This is a genomic window from Methylobacter tundripaludum SV96 (assembly GCF_000190755.2).
GTDB classification, from domain to species: domain Bacteria; phylum Pseudomonadota; class Gammaproteobacteria; order Methylococcales; family Methylomonadaceae; genus Methylobacter_A; species Methylobacter_A tundripaludum.
On record NZ_JH109153.1, the window covers coordinates 48,996 to 69,333 of the forward strand.

3 protein-coding genes are annotated in these 20,338 nt (G+C 54.0%); all 3 read right to left on the reverse strand.

Annotated elements, in window-relative coordinates; translation table 11 throughout:
• Positions 1 to 282 precede the first annotated feature (282 nt).
• Genes METTU_RS13390 through METTU_RS13400 form a run of 3 tightly spaced genes read right to left on the reverse strand, consistent with a single transcriptional unit; the run spans position 283 to position 20,272 of the window.
• Entirely contained in the window at positions 283 to 5,715 is a 5,433-nt protein-coding gene (locus METTU_RS13390; protein ID WP_006892242.1) for a non-ribosomal peptide synthetase, read from the reverse strand.
• Positions 5,712 to 12,386 (reverse strand): non-ribosomal peptide synthetase, encoded by a 6,675-nt coding sequence (locus METTU_RS13395; RefSeq protein WP_006892244.1) that lies wholly within the window; start codon positions 12,384 to 12,386, stop codon positions 5,712 to 5,714. The genes METTU_RS13390 and METTU_RS13395 overlap by 4 nt, the downstream gene beginning before the upstream one ends.
• The gene (locus METTU_RS13400; protein ID WP_006892245.1) at positions 12,383 to 20,272 is read right to left on the reverse strand and encodes a non-ribosomal peptide synthetase; all 7,890 of its coding nucleotides are present in this window, start codon (positions 20,270 to 20,272) and stop codon (positions 12,383 to 12,385) included. The genes METTU_RS13395 and METTU_RS13400 overlap by 4 nt, the downstream gene beginning before the upstream one ends.
• Between the last annotated feature and the right edge of the window lie 66 nt (positions 20,273 to 20,338).

Here is a 20,338-nt window from a genome sequence, read left to right on the forward strand (position 1 = left end):
TGCCTGAATTGCAGACACCTCTTCAAAATGAGACTCTCGTCCCCGCAAAACTAACGGTCTACAGCTATTAATAACAATGTGCATCATGTTTCTCTCATCATGAGTATTATGTAAAAAGTGCTTTATTTTTGTGTTCAAGAGGAAGACGAGCGGGTGTAGGTATTACCTCACATTATTCTGCGATAAATAGCTATGCCGATCGAAGGCACCTTAGCCTTGTCAATCGACGGCATTACAGACACTCGCACTACCCTGCCTTGTCCTGTTAGTTCATGATGATGCCTAACTATTTTTCAATATTTCGGCAAGACTGCTATGCAGTTGCCGATTCTTGATAATATCCATATGGTTGCCTTCAATTTCCTCGTTAACAACGGTGCCGGTAGTATATAAACGCCAATCTTCAGGTATCTGCTCATGCCTTTTTAAGGTATCGCTCGCCCACCATGCATAGAGCGGCGCTTTGATAACGCCCCATTGATGCGCGTTCATCAACCTGAGTGAGTTTTCGGCAACGATAAATTGCAGCTTCATCAAAGCAACAGGCAAGTTACGATGAAGGCAACCCTGCTTGGTCGCCCATAAGATGACCTGCTCCAACTGTTCATCAACGGGGAGCGTTAAAAGAAAATCCTGGAATTCCTCTCGTGTAGCGGCATCTATTTGATCGAAAGCATGACGCTCGGCAGGATTGAGATAACGTGTATAACGCGTTAGCAGGTCTGAATTTAGGTCTGCTTTAGCCAATGAATTAATCCGGGTATCCAAGAGCCCGACAAAGGCCACCTCATGGCCCTGGCTCTCTAGTATCTGCGTAATAATCAGCGCGATAGTGCCGCCCATCGACCATCCCAGCAGATAATACGGACCTTCCGGCTGATGTTTTAAGATGGCCTGAACATAATACTCGGCGGCATCAATAAACGACGCGTACTGCCGGGTAGGATTAAGTAATAAACTGCGCGAATCTATGCCGTAAACCGGTTGTTCATGGCTCATTGCCTGGGCCAAGGTTTTATATTCGAAAACATAACCGCCCGGATCGATGCAGTAAAGCGGCGCGCGCGTCCCGGCGCTTTTCAGCGTGACCAGCGGCGATGAGACGGCGGTGGTCTCATCGGCCAATAACTTAGCGAATTCCTCAATGGTCGGAGCCTGGAACAAAGCGATCAAATCCAGGTTGCCGCCGAGTACCGACTGAATGGTGTGAGCCAATGTCACCGCCAATAAGGAATTCCCGCCTAATTCAAAAAAATTATCGTGAACGCCGATTCGATTAACATTCAATATCTCAGCCCATATACCGGTCAAAATTTCTTCTGTTTGGGTGCGCGGGGCGACATATTGTTTTTGCAGCTGCACGCTTAAATCAAGCGCAGGCAAGGCTTTTCGGTCAACCTTACCGCTGGCGGTTAACGGCAAAGCGTCCAAGAAGGCAAAATGCGACGGAACCATATAGCTGGGCAGTTTTTCTTGCAGCAGCCCCTGCAATCTAGCCTTTATATCTTGATGCATTCTTCCTTGAAGGGGATTATTCGCATAGACATCCCTGCGCTTGTAATCGTCGCTTTCATTGATGCTCCATTTCAAGGGTTGTGTTGTTGACGAATAATTACGAAGACATACCAGATCGAAACTGCCGTTTCCTGAGCCATTTGCCCAACTGATTTCAATGATATAAGGAAGCTCCAGGCTCAAATCCCATAAATCTTCAGGATCCACGCCTGTCGACTGACAAGCAACCAGGCTTTTTTGCAAGTCCTTAACGGTCTGGGGAGATTTCATGCCGTCAAGTAATTCAAAAGCATAAACCTCATGCATTACACGCGCATTCGGGATGTTTTTTATGGCTAAAATTTCCGGCATCCGCTCCGTTAGTATTTGGCGCAGATCTAACAGCGTTAATTTTTCCACTTTCCAGTCTATCCAGTTTAAATCTCCCAGGTCGTCGGTTTGCGTATCGATGTGCAACACAACATCGTAACGAAACTGCGACATCTCATTCCGGAAGCGGCCCCGTTTCGGCAGTATTTCCACGAAACTTATTTCCGGAATCTGCGCTTTAAGCATCAAGAAAAAATGAGGATCGATAACAAGCTCTTCCTCTTTAGCTTGGTATCCGTAGATACGCTGTTTCAGTTTCGTAATAGCCATTGAAGCCGGTGCCTGTTGTAATTCAACGGCAACATAAAACGGGTAAAGCAAGGCCAGATTACGGACATCGCCTATAAACAGCCGACCGCCCGGTATTATCGAGCGTATGGCGCCTTTCAACACCTCGGTCAGATAGTCGGCGGTAGGAAAATACTGCACCACAGAATTAATAACCACCGTATCGAATGATTTTTCGGCAATCGCCGTAAAATCATTGGCCGGTTGATTTAGCGTTCGGACATGGGACATGTCTTGCCCGAAACTATCCAGCTGGGATTGTATATAACTTAAAGCCCCCAGAGAGAAATCGGTGCAGACATACCGGTCGCAATAAGGCGCGACACGAAATAATAACAGCCCTCCCCCGCAGCCGATTTCTAAAACGCTATGCGGCTGATAACGGTTGATCCGCTTGACGGTATTATCCAGCCATTCATACATTTCATCTTCCGGTATCGACAAGCCCGTGTAACTGCTATTCCAGCCGGCAAAATTGGACCCTGCCTCCAGCACGGTTTCCTTATCGTAAGTCAGCTCCCATAGCATTTGCCATTGACTGACCTGCTCTCCCGATAGATTGCTCCGGAATCCTTCGACATCCGGATTTTGATTTATCCGGTCAGGTACGACATAAGTCACTAAGCGTTTATCGCCGGGAATGTCCTCTCGCGCCAAAACGACGACTTCTTTCACTTCCGGGCTTTGCATCAGCAACGACTCGATTTCGCCCAACTCGATCCTGACCCCCCGAATTTTAACTTGATGATCGATACGGCCTGCATACTCTATGTCGCCGTTGCTCAGATAACGGGTCAGGTCGCCGGTTTTGTATAAGCGGCTTCCCGGTGCGCCAAACGGATTCGGAATGAATTTTTCCGCCGTCAAATCGGGCCGATTAAGATAACCGCGAGCTAAGCCGATCCCGCCGATATGCAGTTCCCCCAGCGCGCCAACCGGAACCGGGTTTAATTGCCTGTCCAAGATATAAAGCGAGATATTGGCGATAGGCCGTCCGATAGGTATCGAATCATCCGTTTTATCCGGCATACAGAACCACGCTGTCACATCCACGGACGCTTCGGTCGGTCCGTAAAGATTATGGAGTTGCGCGGCCGATTTTTCATAAAACCGCCGGACGACATCCGCCGGTAGCGCTTCCCCGCTACAGATGACCCGTTTTAATGATGTACAGCGCTCTACGCCGGGTGTGTCGACAAACGCTTGCAGCATCGACGGCACAAAATGAAGGGTGCTGATCTGGTGCTCAACAATCATGTTGATCATCGCGATGCTGTCCTTGTGCTGCTCCGGTCCGGCTACGAACAGACAAGCCCCTGTCATTAACGGCCAGAAAAACTCCCAGACCGAGACATCGAAACTGAACGGCGTTTTTTGTAGAACCCGGTCCATTTCATTCAAGCCATACTGTTCCTGCATCCACTGCAAACGGTTCAAAATGCCTTGATGCGGTACGCCTACGCCTTTCGGCTGGCCCGTCGAACCCGAGGTATAAATACAATAAGCCAGATTCTCCGGCATGATCGCTACAACAGGGTTTGTTGCCGGTTCAACTGCGACTTCATGCCATTGCGTATCCAGGCAGAGAATCCTGGTCGAACAGACAGCGAGTTTATTGAGCAAACCCGCTTGAGTCAGAACTACCGGCGCATTGACGTCGGCTATCATAAAATCGAGCCGATCCTGAGGATAGCCTGGGTCCAACGGCACATAAGCCCCGCCCGCCTTGAGAATGCCCATCAGACCAACGATCATTTCCAATGAGCGCTCAACACAAAGCCCCACCAAAACATCCGGTCCAACACCTTTAGTCCGCAAATAATGCGCTAACTGATTGGCTCTGGCGTTAAGTTCGCAATAGCTTAGCGACCGATCGTCAAAGACTACCGCAGCCGCATTCGGCATTTGCGCCGCCCGGTCTTCAAAAAGTTGGGGAATGTATTTAGTCTGCGGGTAATTGACCGCCGTGTCGTTCCAGTCAATCAGGATGTGTTGCTGTTCTTTTTGCGTCAACAACGGCAGTTCAGACAGACGCGCTTTCGGCCGGTTTACGATACCTTGCAATAAAACCAAATAGTGTTCGGCTAATCGGCTGATCGTACTGTGATCGAATAAATCAACGTTATATTCAAAGGTACACTCCAGTGCCCCTGCTCTTTCAGTCATAAAAAGCGTTAGATCGAACTTGGTGGTGGTGTTTTCATCATCCATTGAATTGATTTGCAAGCCCGATAGCTTCAACGCACTTTGCGGCGTATTCTGCAACACGAACAACACCTGAAATAAAGGGTTGAAACTCATATTCCGTTCAGGCTGCAAGGCCTCGACCACTTGCTCAAAAGGCAAGTCCTGATGGCTCTGGGCATCCAGGACTGTTTGCCTGATTTGGTCGAGTAAAACATTAAATTGCGGATCGCCCGACAAGTCGGAACGTAACACCAGGGTATTCACAAAAAAGCCGATCAAGTCTTCGATTTCCAGGCGATTACGATTGGCAATCGGTGTGCCGACCGACAAATCCTGTTGATGGCTGTAACGGAACAACAAGACCTTAAACGAGGCCAGCAAGGTCATGAACAAAGTGACATCATGGCTTCTGCTTAAAAGATGGAGTTTTTCGGATAGCGCAAGCGGCACCGTAAACCGATAATTGGCGCCGCAATAACTCATTATGCCCGGCCTGATACGGTCGGTCGGTAACTCATGCAGTTTCGGCGCGCCCTCCAGTTGCTTGCGCCAGTAATTCGTCTGCCGTTGCAAAACGTCGCCGACTAACCACTGGCGTTGCCAATAAACAAAATCGGCATATTGAATCGCCGGATCCTTTAATGGCGATGCGTTGCCCTGACTGAAGGCTTCGTAAATCGAACCGAATTCACGAATCAGTAGCGATGACGACCAACCGTCGGAAATAATGTGATGCAAGATGACCAACAGGACGCATTCCTGTTTATCCGCTTCATTGGCTAACGTAAGCAGGCTCACCCGTATCAAAGGCCCGGTTGATAATTCAAACGGGCGTGAAGCTTCCCGATGACATAAATCCACTAATGCTGTTTGACGCGAGGGTTCGGCTAAAGCGGTTAAATCCGTGCGCGCCACCGGAACAAAAAGCCGGGCGGCAATCGTTTGTTCCGCTTGTCCATTTGCGGTGATAAAAGTCGTCCGTAAATTTTCGTGCCGACGCACGATTTCGTTAAGACTTTGCTCCAAAGCCGCATCATTCAACTCGCCGCTTAAACGCACTGCAACCGGTATATTGTAAAAAGCATTGCCCGGTTCCAACTGATCCAGAAACCACAAGCGTTGCTGCGCATAAGAAAGGGGAATAGGCTGAGTGCGCAACACCGGGATTATCGGCGTATGACAATGCTTTCCAGCCAGCGAAAGCAGTTCTATCAACTCCTTTTTTTGGGCTTTGAGTTGAGCTTTAACGTTATCGGATAATGCGTTTTTAGGGGCTTTGCATTTTAAAGCATCGCCTTCGGCATAAAGATGGACATTCAAATCGCGTAACGTAGCCAGCAATTCAGTTAACATCATAATTCTATTTCCTCATAATCGACTTCATCGTCTGCCGACAACACGGCTTCATTGTTTTTAGTCCATACCGTCAGGTCGATTTTTTGGGCTATTTTTTCGATGGTGCCGTCTTCAAAGATTGCCTTGAGCGGCAGTTCAATATTAAATTTCTGACACAATCTGGAAACCAGCTGCGTCGCCAGTAACGAGTGTCCGCCTAACTCGAAAAAATTATCTTTTACGCCGACGCGTTCCAAATCCAGCACTTCGGCCCAAATGTCAGCCAGAATTTGCTCGGTTTCCGTGCGCGGTGCGACATATTGCTTTTGCAATTGCCCGCAAAAATCGGGCGCGGGCAACGCCTTGCGATCCAGCTTGCCGTTCGCGCTTAGCGGCATCCGGTCAAGAAAAACGAACGCATTCGGCAACATATAATCCGGCAACGTTGCCTTGAGATGGTCGCGCAAGGCATCCGGCTCCGGCGAACTGCCGGGATTGCCGACTAGATAGGCGATTAACTGCCTGTTTCCCGAGTTGTCTTCGCGAGCCAGTGCAACGGCTTCATGCACATCGACGTGCTGCAAAAGCCGTGCTTCGACTTCGCCCAATTCGATCCTGAAGCCCCTGATTTTGACTTGGTGGTCGATGCGGCCCAGAAACTCGATGTTGCCGTCGGCACGATACCGCGCAAGGTCGCCGGTTTTGTATAAGCGGCCGCCATTGTTCCCGAACGGATCGGGCACAAATTTTTCGGCAGTCCAATCAGGTCGCCGTAAATACCCCCTGACCACGCCCTCGCCGCCGATGTACAGCTCGCCCGGAACGCCGACAGGTACCGGAAGCAACGCAGGGTCCAGCAGGTAAAGCCGGACATTATCGATAGGCCTGCCTATCGGTAAAACCCGGTCTATATCTTCAATACCGGCAAGATAAACGCTGCTCCAGACCGTACCCTCGGTGGGGCCGTATTCGTTGTATAAACGTACATCCGGCATTGCGGCGAAATGCTGTTTGACGACTTCGTTCGGGCAGGCTTCGCCGGCCACGATAACGGTATTAAGCGATTGCAGTTGCAGGACAGCCTGCTTCAGCAATACCGCATACAGGGTAGGCAGCGCCAGTAAATGCGAAACCTTGTGCCGCTCGACTAACTTGACCAACGCGGCCGGGTCTCTCGCATCGTCATGCGTCGGCAAACATAAGCAGCCGCCCTGCCCCAAGGTCCAAAATATTCCGGCAACCGAGCTGTCGAAAGCAAAAGAAGACAGCAGCAAAAAAGCCCGGACCGGTTCCCGATAATTGGAAAACCGGGCGCTGGTCGAATGCACGGCATTGCGGTGCGAAACCACAACGGCTTTGGGTTGACCGGTAGAGCCTGAGGTATAAATGATATAAGCCGCATCCAGCGGATGGTTGCGGCTAACAGGATTTTCAGCATCAAACCGCTCGATCTCCGGCCAATCGCGATCCAGGCAAATCAGATCGGCCGGGCATGCGGTCAATTTTTCCAGCAAGCGCTGCCGGGTAAGCAGTAACGGCATTCCGGCATCATTGATCATATAAGCAATACGCTCTTCCGGATAATCGGGGTCCAGCGGCACATAGGCGCTACCGGCCTTCAATATGCCCAGCAAGCCGATAATCATTTCCGGCGAACGGTCCACGCAAAGCCCTATCAATACGGCCGGTCCGGCTCCTTTTTCCCGCAGGTAATGCGCCAGCCGGTTAGACTGGGCGTTGACTTCGGCATAAGTTAAAGACCGGCCCTCGAACGCGACAGCAACGGCATCGGGCGTTTTCTGAGCTTGTTGTTCAAATAATTGATGGATGCCGCTGTCTTGAGTGTAATCGGCTTCGGTATCGTTCCAGTCGACGATGATATGGCCGATTTCCGCCTGCGTGAGTATCGGCAGCCGACTGACGCAGTGATGATCGTCGGCGACCATGCCGTTCAACAACACTTGCAAATGCCCGGCCCATCGTTCCACGGTAGCCGCATCAAACAAGTCGCTCGCATAGTCAAGGCTACCCACGATCACGTCATCCACTTCCGTTAACGACAAGGTAAGATCGAACTGCGTGGTAGTACTTGGCCGGGTTACCGGAGATAAACAAAGCCCCGGCAGCGTCAGCGCATCGCCTTTCGGTGTGTTGTTCAGGGCCAGCATGACCTGAAAGACCGGGCTGTGGCTCATGCTGCGCGGCGGTTTGACCGCTTCCACCACTTGCTCGAAAGGCAGATCCTGATGGGCGTAGGCGCTCAAGGTCGTCGCTTTAACCTGATCGAGCAGTTGCGCCACGCTGGGATCGTCATCCAGAACAACACGCAACGCCAAGGTATTGACGAAAAAGCCGATCAGCGCTTCGATCTCGGTATGTTGCCGGTTAGCAACCGGCGTGCCTATCACCACATCCCGTTGCCCGCTAAGCCGCGCCATCAGCGCCGACCAGCCGCAAAGCAGGGTCATGAACAAGGTGGCGCCGTGGCGTCGGCTTAATTGCCGCAGCCCCGCAGTGAGTTCGGCCGGGATTTCAAGGTCGATACGACCACCGGCATAGCTTTGCAGCGCCGGTCTGGGACGGTCGGCAGGCAACTCCAGCAGCTCCGGGGCTCCTGCCAGATGATCGCGCCAAAAATCGATTTGCGTTGCCAGCGCTTCGCCTTGCAGCCATTGCCGCTGCCAGACCGCATAGTCGGCATACTGGACGGCCAGTTCAGGCAGCGGATCCGGCAAACCCTGGCTAAAAGCGGCGTAAATGGCACCGAGCTCCTGCACCAACAAACCAATCGACCAGCCATCGGAAATGATGTGATGCTGGGTAAGGAGCAAGATATATTCATCGTCGGCCAGCTGCAACAGCTCGCCCCGAATCAGGGGCCCCAGGGACAAGTCGAACGGGCGTCCGGCTTCAGCGGCGCTGATTCGATTAACGGTAGCCGACTGTTCGTGTTCGGATAGGTCGCGCAGGTCGCGTTCGTTCAACGCAAAGCCGACATTCTCAGGGATTATGACTTGAAGCGGCTGACCGTCGATGCAGACGAAGCAGGTGCGCAAGCCTTCGTGACGCGTAACAATGCGGCCGAGTGCCGCCCGCAATGCATCGCGATCTAAACCGCCCTGCAAACGCACTCCGGCGGCGATGTGGTAAGCCGCCCCGGCCGCCGCATGATCGAGCTGGTCGACAAACCACAAGCGCTGCTGCGCCCAAGACAAGGACAGCGGCAGACTGCGGTCAACCGGTATAATCGGCGGCAAAACCGCCAAACCGGCATCGCTTACAACGCGGGCCAAAGCTGCCGGTGTCGGTTGGGCGAAGAATTCGCGCAATGCCACTTCGACATTGAGCTCTTGCCGCAGCCGCGCAATCAGTTGCACGGCAAGCAGGGAATGACCGCCCAGCTCAAAAAAGTCATCATCTCGGCCTACTTGTTCAATCTCCAACAGCGCTTGCCAGATGCGGGCAATCGCTGTTTCGACCGGACCTTGAGGCGCTGCGTAAGGACGTGTGATCAGTGCATCGCCATCCGGCACCGGCAGCGCTTGCCGATCCAGCTTGCCGTTGGCGGTCAGAGGAAAGGCGGGCAACATCACAAAGGCGCCGGGCAGCATGTAGTCGGGCAAGCTCTCGGCCAGCCGGGCCCGAAGATCGGCTGCGGCCAATTTGCCCTCGTCTTGCGCCACCAGATAAGCAACCAGCCGCTTGTCTCCGGCCTTATCTTCACGGGCGATAACGACCGCCTCGCGCACGCCGGGACACAGGGCTAACAAGGCTTCAATTTCACCCAGTTCGATGCGGAAACCGCGTATCTTGACCTGGAAGTCGTTGCGGCCCAGGTACTCGACATTACCGTCCGGCAGCCAACGGCCTAAATCGCCGGTTTTGTAGAGTCGCGCGTTAGCATCCGCATTAAAAGGGTCGCTGATAAAACGCTCTTCGGTCAGCGCAGGCCGATTGAGGTAGCCGCGGGCAACGCCGACCCCGCCGATGTAAATCTCGCCCGACACGCCTAAAGGCACCGGTTGCAGCCGGGCATCGAGGATGTAAATACGGATGTTGGCGATTGGATGACCGATGGGAACAATGCCCGCATGCAAATCGGGACTGCAACGCCAGGAAGTGACATCTATCGCCGCTTCCGTCGGTCCGTACAGATTATGCAATTCAATGCCCGGCCATTGCGCCATAAACCGTTGTTGCAGCGCATAAGACAAGGCCTCGCCGCTGCACAACACGCGCTTGAGGCTACGGCATCGCCCTGCCCCGACCTGATCCAAGAAAACGTGCAGCATCGACGGCACAAAGTGCATCGTCGTGATGCCCGCCGACTCGATGCATGCGGCCAGGTAATGCGGATCTTGATGGCCTTTCGGACGCGCCATGACCAACCGAGCACCAACCAGCAACGGCAAAAAGAATTCCCAGACCGACACGTCGAAACTAAACGGCGTCTTTTGCAGAACCCGGTCATCAGCGCCGAGCCGGTATTCGCTTTGCGCCCACAGCAGCCGGTTGACGACGCCGTCATGCTGGTTCATCACGCCCTTGGGCAGTCCGGTCGAACCCGAGGTATAGATCACATAAGCCAAATGCCCTGAGGTCAAGCCGAGCGCAACAGGATCGGGATTGCACTCGGCTTGTCGCCCGATTGCTGATTCGTCATCCAGCATGACCAGCGGCACGGACAGGTTCGGCAGGATATTCACCAAGCTGCTTTGGGTCAGCAATGCCGCAGGCGAGCAGTTGTCGAGCATATACGCCAAGCGCTCGGACGGGTAATCGGGGTCCAGCGGCACATACGCGGCTCCGGCTTTCAGAATGGCGAACAAGCCCACGACCATCTCAAGACTGCGTTCCGCACAAATAGCCACCCGGTCATCGGGCTGGATGCCGAGTCCCAATAGATGATGCGCCAACCGGTTGGCTTTGACGTTCAGCTCCCGATAAGTCAACGCGGCATCTTCAAAAATAACCGCAAGCGCATCCGGCGTTTTTTCTACCTGTTGTTCAAATAACTGATGAATGCATTGATCTCGCGGGTAATCGACGCTTGTAGCGTTCCAGCCAACCAGTAATTGCCGACGCTCTGCGCCGGGAAGAATATTGAGCCTTCCAAGCAATGCTTGGGGATTTTTAGCCAGCGCATTAACCAGTTCTTCTATTGCAGTACCGAGATAAGCGGCGATACGTTCGGGGTCAATCCCCTGAACACATTGGGCCGTCAAGCTAAAACCTTGGCCAAAATCATCTACCGAAACGGTAACCGGATAATTGGTGCGTTCTTCACCGTTGCGGATAATACGCATCCCGTTCCAATCCAGCGGGCCGTCTGTTTTACGACTGTGCCGGTAATTAAGCAATGTCGTGAACAGCGGCATGGAGGCCGCAACCCCGCTACAGCGTTGAGCCAAAGCGAGCGAAGCTTGTTCATGGATGAGCAACTCGCTCAAACAGCGGTAGGTCTCGCCGACAACTTGCGCTACGCTGCCGTCAGCCAGGGATACGCGTACGGGCAAGGTGTTGATGAACATGCCCAAAGCCCGATCCGCCCCTACCGAGCCTTGCAGCCGGCCGGACAAGACCGTGCCGAAAACGACATCTTCGCGGCCGGTACACTGCGCCAAAACCTGCGCCCATGCCGCATGAAACAGGACTGCGGCGGTGACGCCTTGCTGACGCGCGTTATCGCGAATGCGCTGCGCCAAGTCATCGCTCAGCGTTAAGCCAGCCTCGATGACCGGCTCCCCGCTACCCTGGACGTTGAGCCGTTCGAAGGGGGCGGTAGGCTCATTGATGTCGCCAAGCTGCCTACGAAAATAAGCCTCGTGTTCGGCGGGAGAGACGGAACGCGCTTGAGCAATAAAGTCGCGATAGGGTAAGGATGCGGGCAGCTTATCGCCCCGCCCTTGAAGCAACATCTGAATCTCGGCGATGATCAGTTCCAGGCTGATATGGTCGCAGACGATATGGTGGCTCAGCAGCGCCAGCAGCCATTCTTCCGAATGCGGGTCGGCGACGATATAAGCCGCCAGTAAAGGTGCTTGTTGCAAGTCTAAACGCCGGTGGTGCGGGTCGGTATGGCTGAGCAACTGCTGTAGTGCGTCATCGTCGCCGGTGAGCGCGAGTTCTTCAATACATAGCGGGGCTTGCCGATGCACCACTTGAACCGGTTGCGGCAGATATTGCCAGTACACCGCGCTACGCAAAATGTCGTGACGGTTAATCACGGTCTGCAATGCAGCCAGAAAATCGTCCAGACCCTTACGTTTTTCGAAAGCGACAACCGAGCGTAATAAGTAGGTATCGCCTTGGGTTTCAAGCAGGTGATGAAACAAAATACCCTCTTGCAAAGGAGCCAAGGGGTAAATATCCTGAATGTTGGCGACACCCTGCGGAACGCTGAGCACAATCCGGTCGATTTGTTCTTGCGTGAGATCGACTAAGGGCAGCATATCCGGGGTGATTTTAGCCGGTAACGCTGGTTGCGCAGCGTCTTCCGATACCCGCGCGGCTTGATCCTGCCCTTGATTCTGACCAAGCGCAACCAGCAATTCATGCTTATGCTGTTTTAATAAAGCCATGACTTTCGAATCGATAACACCTTGTGCTGCACGAACCACTAATTCCCCATCATCCACAGCCAGGATGATATTTTTTTCCTGCATGTAAGCAAACACCGCTTGCAAATTCATAGCCGAAACTCCTCGGTATTTGTACTGGTTAATGACGGTTCAAAATGCGTAGGTATCAAATTAGGCGGCACTTCGAAAACGCGGGAACGATGCCGGTTAGCGTCGATAGCCGCCGCCATGGCCGCGAGGGTGGGCGCGATAAATACTGTGCGTACATCCGCCGACAGTCCTTGCTGACGCAGGCGTTCGATCAAGGTAACGACCATCAGCGAGTGTCCGCCCAATTCGAAAAAATGATCATGTCGACCGATGCGTTCGAGGCCGAGCAGGTCTTGCCAAATAGCGGCAATAGCCGTTTCCACATCGCCTTGCGGGGCTTCATAGTGGCGGGTGATGACCGAAGCGATACCCGGCGCGGGCAAGGCTTTGCGGTTAAGTTTGCCGTTGGGCATCAACGGGAATTCCGCCAGACAAACAAAAGCGCCGGGTATCATGTAATCGACCAGAACCCCGGCCAGTTGGCTGCGTAATTCCGCAGCCGACAGTTCGATGTTGTTTTGAGTCAGCAAATAAGCCACCAGCCGCTTGTCGTTCGGTTTATCTTCACGCGCGATAACAATCGCTTCGCGCACTCCCTGACAGTTGACGAGTTGCGCCTCTATTTCCCCCAACTCAATCCTGAAACCGCGAATTTTGACTTGATGGTCGATACGGCCCAGGTAATCGATATTGCCGTCCGCCCGGTAACGCACCCAATCGCCGGTTTGGTACAGCCTGCTTCCGGTTGAGCCGTAGGGATTGGGGATGAATTTTTCCGCGGTCAGCCCGGGGCGATTAAGGTAGCCGCGTCCCAAACCGATGCCGCCGATATGCAGCTCGCCCGGCGTGCCGACCGCTACCGGGTTAAGCTGCCGGTCGAGGATATAGAGACAGATATTGGCTATCGGGCGGCCTATCGGAATCGCGGCTTCGACGCAGCCTGGCAAACAGGCCCAATAACTGACGTCTACCGAAGCTTCGGTAGGCCCGTAAAGATTGTGCAGTTCGCACGGTAATTTTTGCTGGAAACGGGCAACCAAATCGGCCGGTAAAACTTCGCCGCTACAGACCACGCGTTTTAGCGAGGTGCAGGTTTCAACGCCCGGCGTACCGATAAAGGCGTACAGCATCGACGGCACGAAATGCAGCGTGGTGATTTGCCGTCGGTTGATAATATCGATCAGCGCCGAAGCGTCCTGGTGCGCGTCCGGTTCGGCAACGATCAGCTGCGCGCCGGTCATCAACGGCCAGAAGAATTCCCAAACCGAAACGTCGAAGCTGTACGGCGTTTTTTGCAATACCCGGTCTGTTGGGTTTAGCGAGTATGCGTCCTGCATCCATTGCAGCCGGTTGAGTATGCCTTGGTGCGGCACGCCCGCGCCTTTCGGCTGTCCGGTGGAGCCGGACGTGTAGATGCAGTAGGCCAGGTTTTCAGGCATCAGCAGGATGTCGGGATTTTTATCGTCGGCATCGGCGACAAGGTCCCATTCGCTATCCAGACACAGAACGGCCGCAGTACTCGCCGCAAGTTTTGCTTTGCAGGATTCCTGGCTAAGCACTATCGGCGCGCCGACATCATGCAGCATGAAGTCCAGCCGGTCTTGCGGATAGCCGGGGTCGAGCGGCACATAAGCGCCTCCGGCTTTAAGGATGCCCAGCAAACCGACCACCATTTCCAGCGAACGCTCAACGCAAATGCCTACCAACACATCCGGCCCGACGCCTTTGCCTCGGAGATAATGGGCTAACCGGTTAGCTCTGGCGTTAAGTTCTGCGTAACTTAACGTTTGTCCCTCAAAAACTATTGCCAGAGCATCCGGAGTTTTTTCCGCCTGCGCTTCGAACAGCTGATGAATGAATCGGCCCTGCGGATAGTCGACTGCCGTTGCATTCCAGTCGAGCAGGATTTGTTGCCGCTCCGCTACGCTCAGCAACGACAATTCGGATAAACGCGTTTGCGGTTGCTCGACAAAAGCGTCAAGCAGGCCTTGCAAATGCAGCAGCATCCGTTTGACCGTTTCGGCTTCGAATCGACCGGCGGCATAGCTTATTTCCAGGCGCAGGGTTGTTCCCGGATAAGCGGATAAGGTCAACGGATAATTGGTTTGATCGACAACACTCACCGCGTCGATAGCCAAACCGGCTAAATTTTCGGTCAAGGCCTGATCGATCGGGTAGTTCTCGAAAACCAGCAAACTTTCGAATAACGCCGTGCCGCGCGGCACCTCGGACCAGCCTTGAATTTGCGTCAGCGGCGCAAATTCATAAGCGCGCATGTCCTGGTTTTGTTCGAGGATTGCCTGCAACCCCTCCAGCACCGTGCACTCCGGCGCTATCTTGATGCGGAGCGGCAAGGTATTGATGAACAGCCCGACCATGTCTTCAACGCCGATTAAATCAGCCGGTCTTCCCGACACCGTAACGCCGAAGGCGACATCGTTGTCGCCGCTGTAACGGCTGAGCAATACCGCCCATGCGCCTTGTACCAGCGTATTCAAGGTTAGTTGCCGCTGTTTGACGAAATTCTGTAATGCCTGGCTGTGCGCCGCCGATAAAGTCAGGCTGTGTTTGGCATAGCCGTGTTGTTGGGCGATGTTATCGATCGATTTATCGATGATTAACGGCGTCGGGGCGGTAAAGCCGCTCAGCGCCGTTCGCCAGTAAGCTTCGGCTGCCCCCATATACTGACTTTGCAACCAGCCGATATAATCGCGATAAGGCCGCACTGCCGGTAACAAGGCCGCATCCCCGCGCCGTAACGCCTCGTAGGCGGCAAATACGCCTTTTAACAGTAACGGCCCGCTCCAGCCATCCAGCAACACATGGTGATAACTCCATAAAAAATAATAGTCCTTATCCGAGCATTGCACTAAGCCCAAACGCATCAACGGCGCTCGGGTGAAATCGAAACCCTTGGCCTGATCGTCGGCCAACAGCTGCCGCCAGCGCAGCGCTTGCTGCGGCGCTGAATCGGCGCGCCAGTCGTATTCGGTAATCGGCAGTTGCGCCTGTTTGTGTACGATTTGTAACGGTTGATCCTGATGCTCAAGCTGAAACCGTGCACGCAAAACCGGGTGATGGTCAACCAGCTGCTGCCAGGCTTGTTTGAAGGCCGGAACATTGAGCTCGCCGAGCAAGCGGCAACCCAGTTGAATGCAGTAAACGCTGGGTTCGGGATCGTAAAAACTATGGAACATCAGACCGGATTGCAACGGCGCCAACGGGTAAATATCCTCAATCCGGCGCGGCTTCAAGGCCATCGCATCCAGGCCGGGTTGCGCTAAGGCGGCTAACGGAAAATCCGACGGCGTATAACCGCCGGAATCGGGCAATACGCAATGCGCTATTAACGCTTTAAGCTGCCGCACATAATTACCGGCCAGGCTTTCAATCGTATCCTTACGATAGCGCTCCCGGCTGTATCGCCAGCTCAGCTGCATCCGTCCCTCCGAAATAGTGCCGACGATTGCCAACTCATGAGTCCGGATACCGGCCGGATCGCAGCTCAGGCCGGTCGCTTCGCGGCTCGGTACGAACGGCGCATCGACCGCCATGACCGTATCCAGCTGGCCGAGATAGTTGAACATGATCTGCGCTTTAGGCTGCTGCGCTATAAACTCCGCATCCTGCGCAACGTAGCGTAATAAGCCGTAGCTCATGCCGTTGATCGGAATTGCGCGTAATTGCTCCTTCACCAATTTCAGCGCATCGCCCAACGCAGCATGGTCGGCAATGCTCAATAACGCCGGATAAACCGTCGTAAACCAGCCCACAGTGCGGGACACATCCAGCTCGCCTACTATGTCCTCGCGGCCATGGCCTTCCAAATCGATCAACACCGATTCGCAGTACATCCAGTCGCGCAATGTCAGCGTTAACGCGGTCAGTAACACTTCATCTATTCGGGTGCGATAAGCGCCTGGAACATCCTGTAACAAGGCGCGCGTTTCGGCGTCGGTCAACATCATAGTGACTTCCTCTTCCATGGCAACCTTGTTGCCGCCTCCGGGCCGGTCTACCGGTAACACTAAAACCGGGTTGCGTCGGACATCCAGCCAATACGCTTTGTCGAGCTGCAAACCGCCGGAGCTTACTTGTTTAACGATTTGTTCCGACCACTGTTTGAAGGAGGTGGTTTTTGCCGGTAATTCCGGCGTCTGTCCCGACATCAGTTGCCGACAGGCGGCCGCCAAATCTTCCAGTAAAATCCGCCACGAAACGCCGTCGACGACTAAATGGTGAATCGCGATCAATACCCGACTGCCTTTGCCCTCGCCCAAATCGAACCACACCGCGCGCAATAAAGGCCCCTCGCTTAAATGCAACCGGGCTTGCTGAATCGATGCCGCCGATTCGAGCAGCGTTGCTTGCCGTTCCGCCGGGACGCCGGATAAATCGATGCATTCGAAAACCACCTGCGTTTCGGCCTTAAGCATGTGTTGTTGCCACTCGCCGCTTTCCCGGCTAAAGCGCATCCGCAACGCGTCATGGTGAATCAACAACTGCTTGATGGCGCGCTCTACAATATCCGCGGTCAAGCCGGGATTGATTTCCAGAAACAACGCCTGATTCCAGTGCTGAGGATTACCCAGGTTTTGCTCAAAAAACCATTGCTGGATCGGCGTCAACGGCACCTTGCCGAACACCGGCCCTTGTTCGGCCGAAATGCGCCGACTTTGCCCGGCCGCCAACGCCAAGGCAGCGACGGTCTGGTGCTGGAATAGCAGTTTAGGGGTAATGACAACACCGGCCTGCCGTGCGCGGCTTACGACCTGAATGCTCATAATCGAGTCGCCGCCCAATTCGAAGAAATTATCGTGCCGCCCGACCCGATCAACAGCCAGCAACTCGCGCCAAATGTCGGCCAAAATACCTTCAACCGGCGTTTGCGCGTGCTGATAGCGCGGCATCGACAGGCCGCTCCTATCCGGTTGCGGCAAACGCTTGCGATCCAGCTTGCCGTTGGCGCTGAGCGGCATGCTTTGCAGCGTCACAAAGACGCTTGGAACCATGTATTCAGGCAACGCTTCCCTGAGCCAAGCTTTCAATAGCTCGCTGTCAGGCGAATCCTCATGGGCGGCAACCAGATAAGCGACCAGCCGCTTGTCGCCCGGCTGGTCTTCCCGTGCAATGACTGCCGTTTCTTTAATAGCTGGGTGCTCAAGCAGCCGGGTTTCGATTTCGCCCAGCTCAATCCTGAAACCGCGAATTTTGACTTGGTGATCGATTCGCCCCAAATAGTCGATGTTGCCGTCCGGCCGGTAACGAACCAAATCGCCGGTTTTGTACAGCCGACTGCCCTGTTGATCATAAGGATTGGGAATGAATTTTTCCGCCGTCAACTCAGGGCGATTGAGATAGCCGCGCGCCAAGCCGATGCCGCCGATATGCAGTTCGCCGGGCGTGCCGACCGGAACCGGGTTGAGCTGTCGGTCGAGAATGTAGAGTGTAATATTGGCTATCGGTCGGCCTATCGGAATCGCGGTTTCTGCGATGCCCGGCAAACAGGGCCAATAACTGACGTCTACCGAGGCTTCGGTCGGGCCGTAAAGGTTGTGCAGTTCGGCCGGTAATTTTTGCTGAAAGCGCGACACCAAGTCGGCAGGCAAGGCTTCGCCGCTACAGATCACGCGTTTTAGCGAGGTGCAGTTTTCCACGCCCGGCGTGTCGATAAAGGCTTGCAGCATCGACGGCACGAAGTGAATTGTGCTGACTTGCTCGCGCATAACGGTATCGATCAGCGCCAGACTGTCCTTGTGCTCGTCGGGTTTGGCAACGACCAGTTGCGCGCCGGTCATCAACGGCCAAAAGAATTCCCAGACCGAAACATCGAAACTGTACGGGGTCTTTTGCAAGACGCAATCGCTGTCATCCAGCCGGTATTGTTGCTGCATCCATTGCAGCCGGTTGAGTATGCCCTGGTGCGGCACGCCCGCGCCTTTCGGTTGCCCGGTGGAACCGGAGGTGTAGATGCAGTAGGCCAGATTTTCAGGCCTCAGTTTTACGCCGGGATTGGTCGCCATTTCGTGCGCAAGTTTCGGCCAGTCGCTATCCAGGCACAGCACTTTTGCCGAGCCGAAACCGTGTCTTTCCAGCAATCCCGCCTGGGTCAAAACAATCGGCGGGGCGACATCGCGCAGCATGAACTCAAGCCGGTCTTGCGGGTAGCTCGGGTCCAGCGGCAGATAAGCGCCCCCGGCTTTCAAAATCCCCAGCAAGCCGACCACCATTTCCACCGAACGCTCGACGCAAATGCCGACCAGTACATCCGGCCCGACGCCTTTGCCCTGTAGATAATGGGCTAACTGGTTAGCCCTGGCGTTCAGTTCCGCGTAACTTTGCGTCTGCCCTTCAAAAACCGCCGCAACTGCATCCGGCGTTTTTTCCGCCTGCGCTTCGAACAGTTGATGAATGTAGTTGTCCTTCGGATAGTCGACTTCAGTCGCATTCCAGTCGAACAGAATCTGACGTGTTTCAGCCAAAGTCAGCAGCGGCAGCTCGGAAATGGGGACATCCGGGCAGTTGACGATGCTTTCCAGCAACTGCTGCAAGTGGTTTCCCATTCGAACAATAGTTGCTGCGTCGAATAAATCGGTGCTGTAATTAAAACCGCAACGCAAGGCGTCTTCCGACTTCGATACATTCAAGGTCAAATCAAACTTGGCGGCCTTCATGTTGGCATCGGCCAACTTAAAATGCAGTTCCGAGATGCTTAGCGCATCCATCGGCGCGTTCTGGTAAACCAGCATCGCCTGGAACAACGGTGTCCGGTTTAGCTCCCGTTCCAGTTTCAATGCTTCGATCAAGCGCTCGAACGGCAGGTCCTGGTTGTTTTGTGCGTCGAGAGTATTTTTCCTGACCCGGTTCAGCAGTTCGATAAAGGTCGGATTGCCGGATAAATCGGTTCTCAACACCTGGGTATTGACGAAAAAGCCGATCAGGTTTTCGATGTCCCGCCGGTTGCGGTTTGCGATCGGGTAGCCGACACAGACATCGTCTTGCCCGGAACAACGCGACAACAAGACATTGAATGCGGCCATCATCACCACGAATAACGTCGTGTCGGCCTGACGGCTTAAGCGGATCAGCGCGGCCGAGGTTTCAGGACTCAGCTCGAACTCATGGTTTGCGCCGCGATACGACATGCCCGATGGCCTGGGCCGGTCAGTCGGCAACTCCAGCGCTGTAGGCGCGGCCTCCAGGTATTGTTTCCAAAAAGCGATTTGCTTGTCATACAGCTCGCCGCGTTGCCAAACGGCAAAATCGGCATATTGAATCGGCAACTCAGGTTCTAATGACGGATTGCCGTTTTTGAAGGCTTGGTAATAAGTGCCCACTTCCTTGATAAGCAGCCTTAGCGACCATTCATCCGAAACGATATGATGCAAGGTCATCAGCAATACATAGCGCTCGTCATCCAGCTTAACCATGACCGCCCTTAACAGCGGCGTTTGCTCAAGATCGAAAACGCGGTGCGCTTCCTGCGCTTCAAGGATTTTGAGGATGTCTTCCTGTTGAACTGCGTTCAGCGCCGTTAAATCGATAGCGTCAACGGTTATTGCGGCCGAGTCGTCGATGACTTGCCGGGCTTCGTCTTCGATGATCCGAAACGTGGTTCTTAACGCTTCGTGGCGGCGGACGACTTCGTTCAGCGCTTGTTCCAATACCGGTACGTTCAGGTTGCCTTGTACCTGCACCGCCCCGGCCATGTTGTAAAACGGGTTATCGGGTTCCATTTGCGCCAAAAACCATAGCCTTTCCTGCGCGAACGATAACGGGCACGGCGCAACATCCGCTCGCTTAGCAATGGACTGGTTGACGGAAACCGATCTTTCCTTAATGCGTTTCAACAGCAGGGCTTGTTTGTCTTTAGACAGATCGGCGATTCGTGCGGTAGGGCTGGGCATGTTTAAAAAATCCTGATTATCAAGGTTAGTCTCGTGAAATACTCTGGCGGGACGGGGGTTGCAACC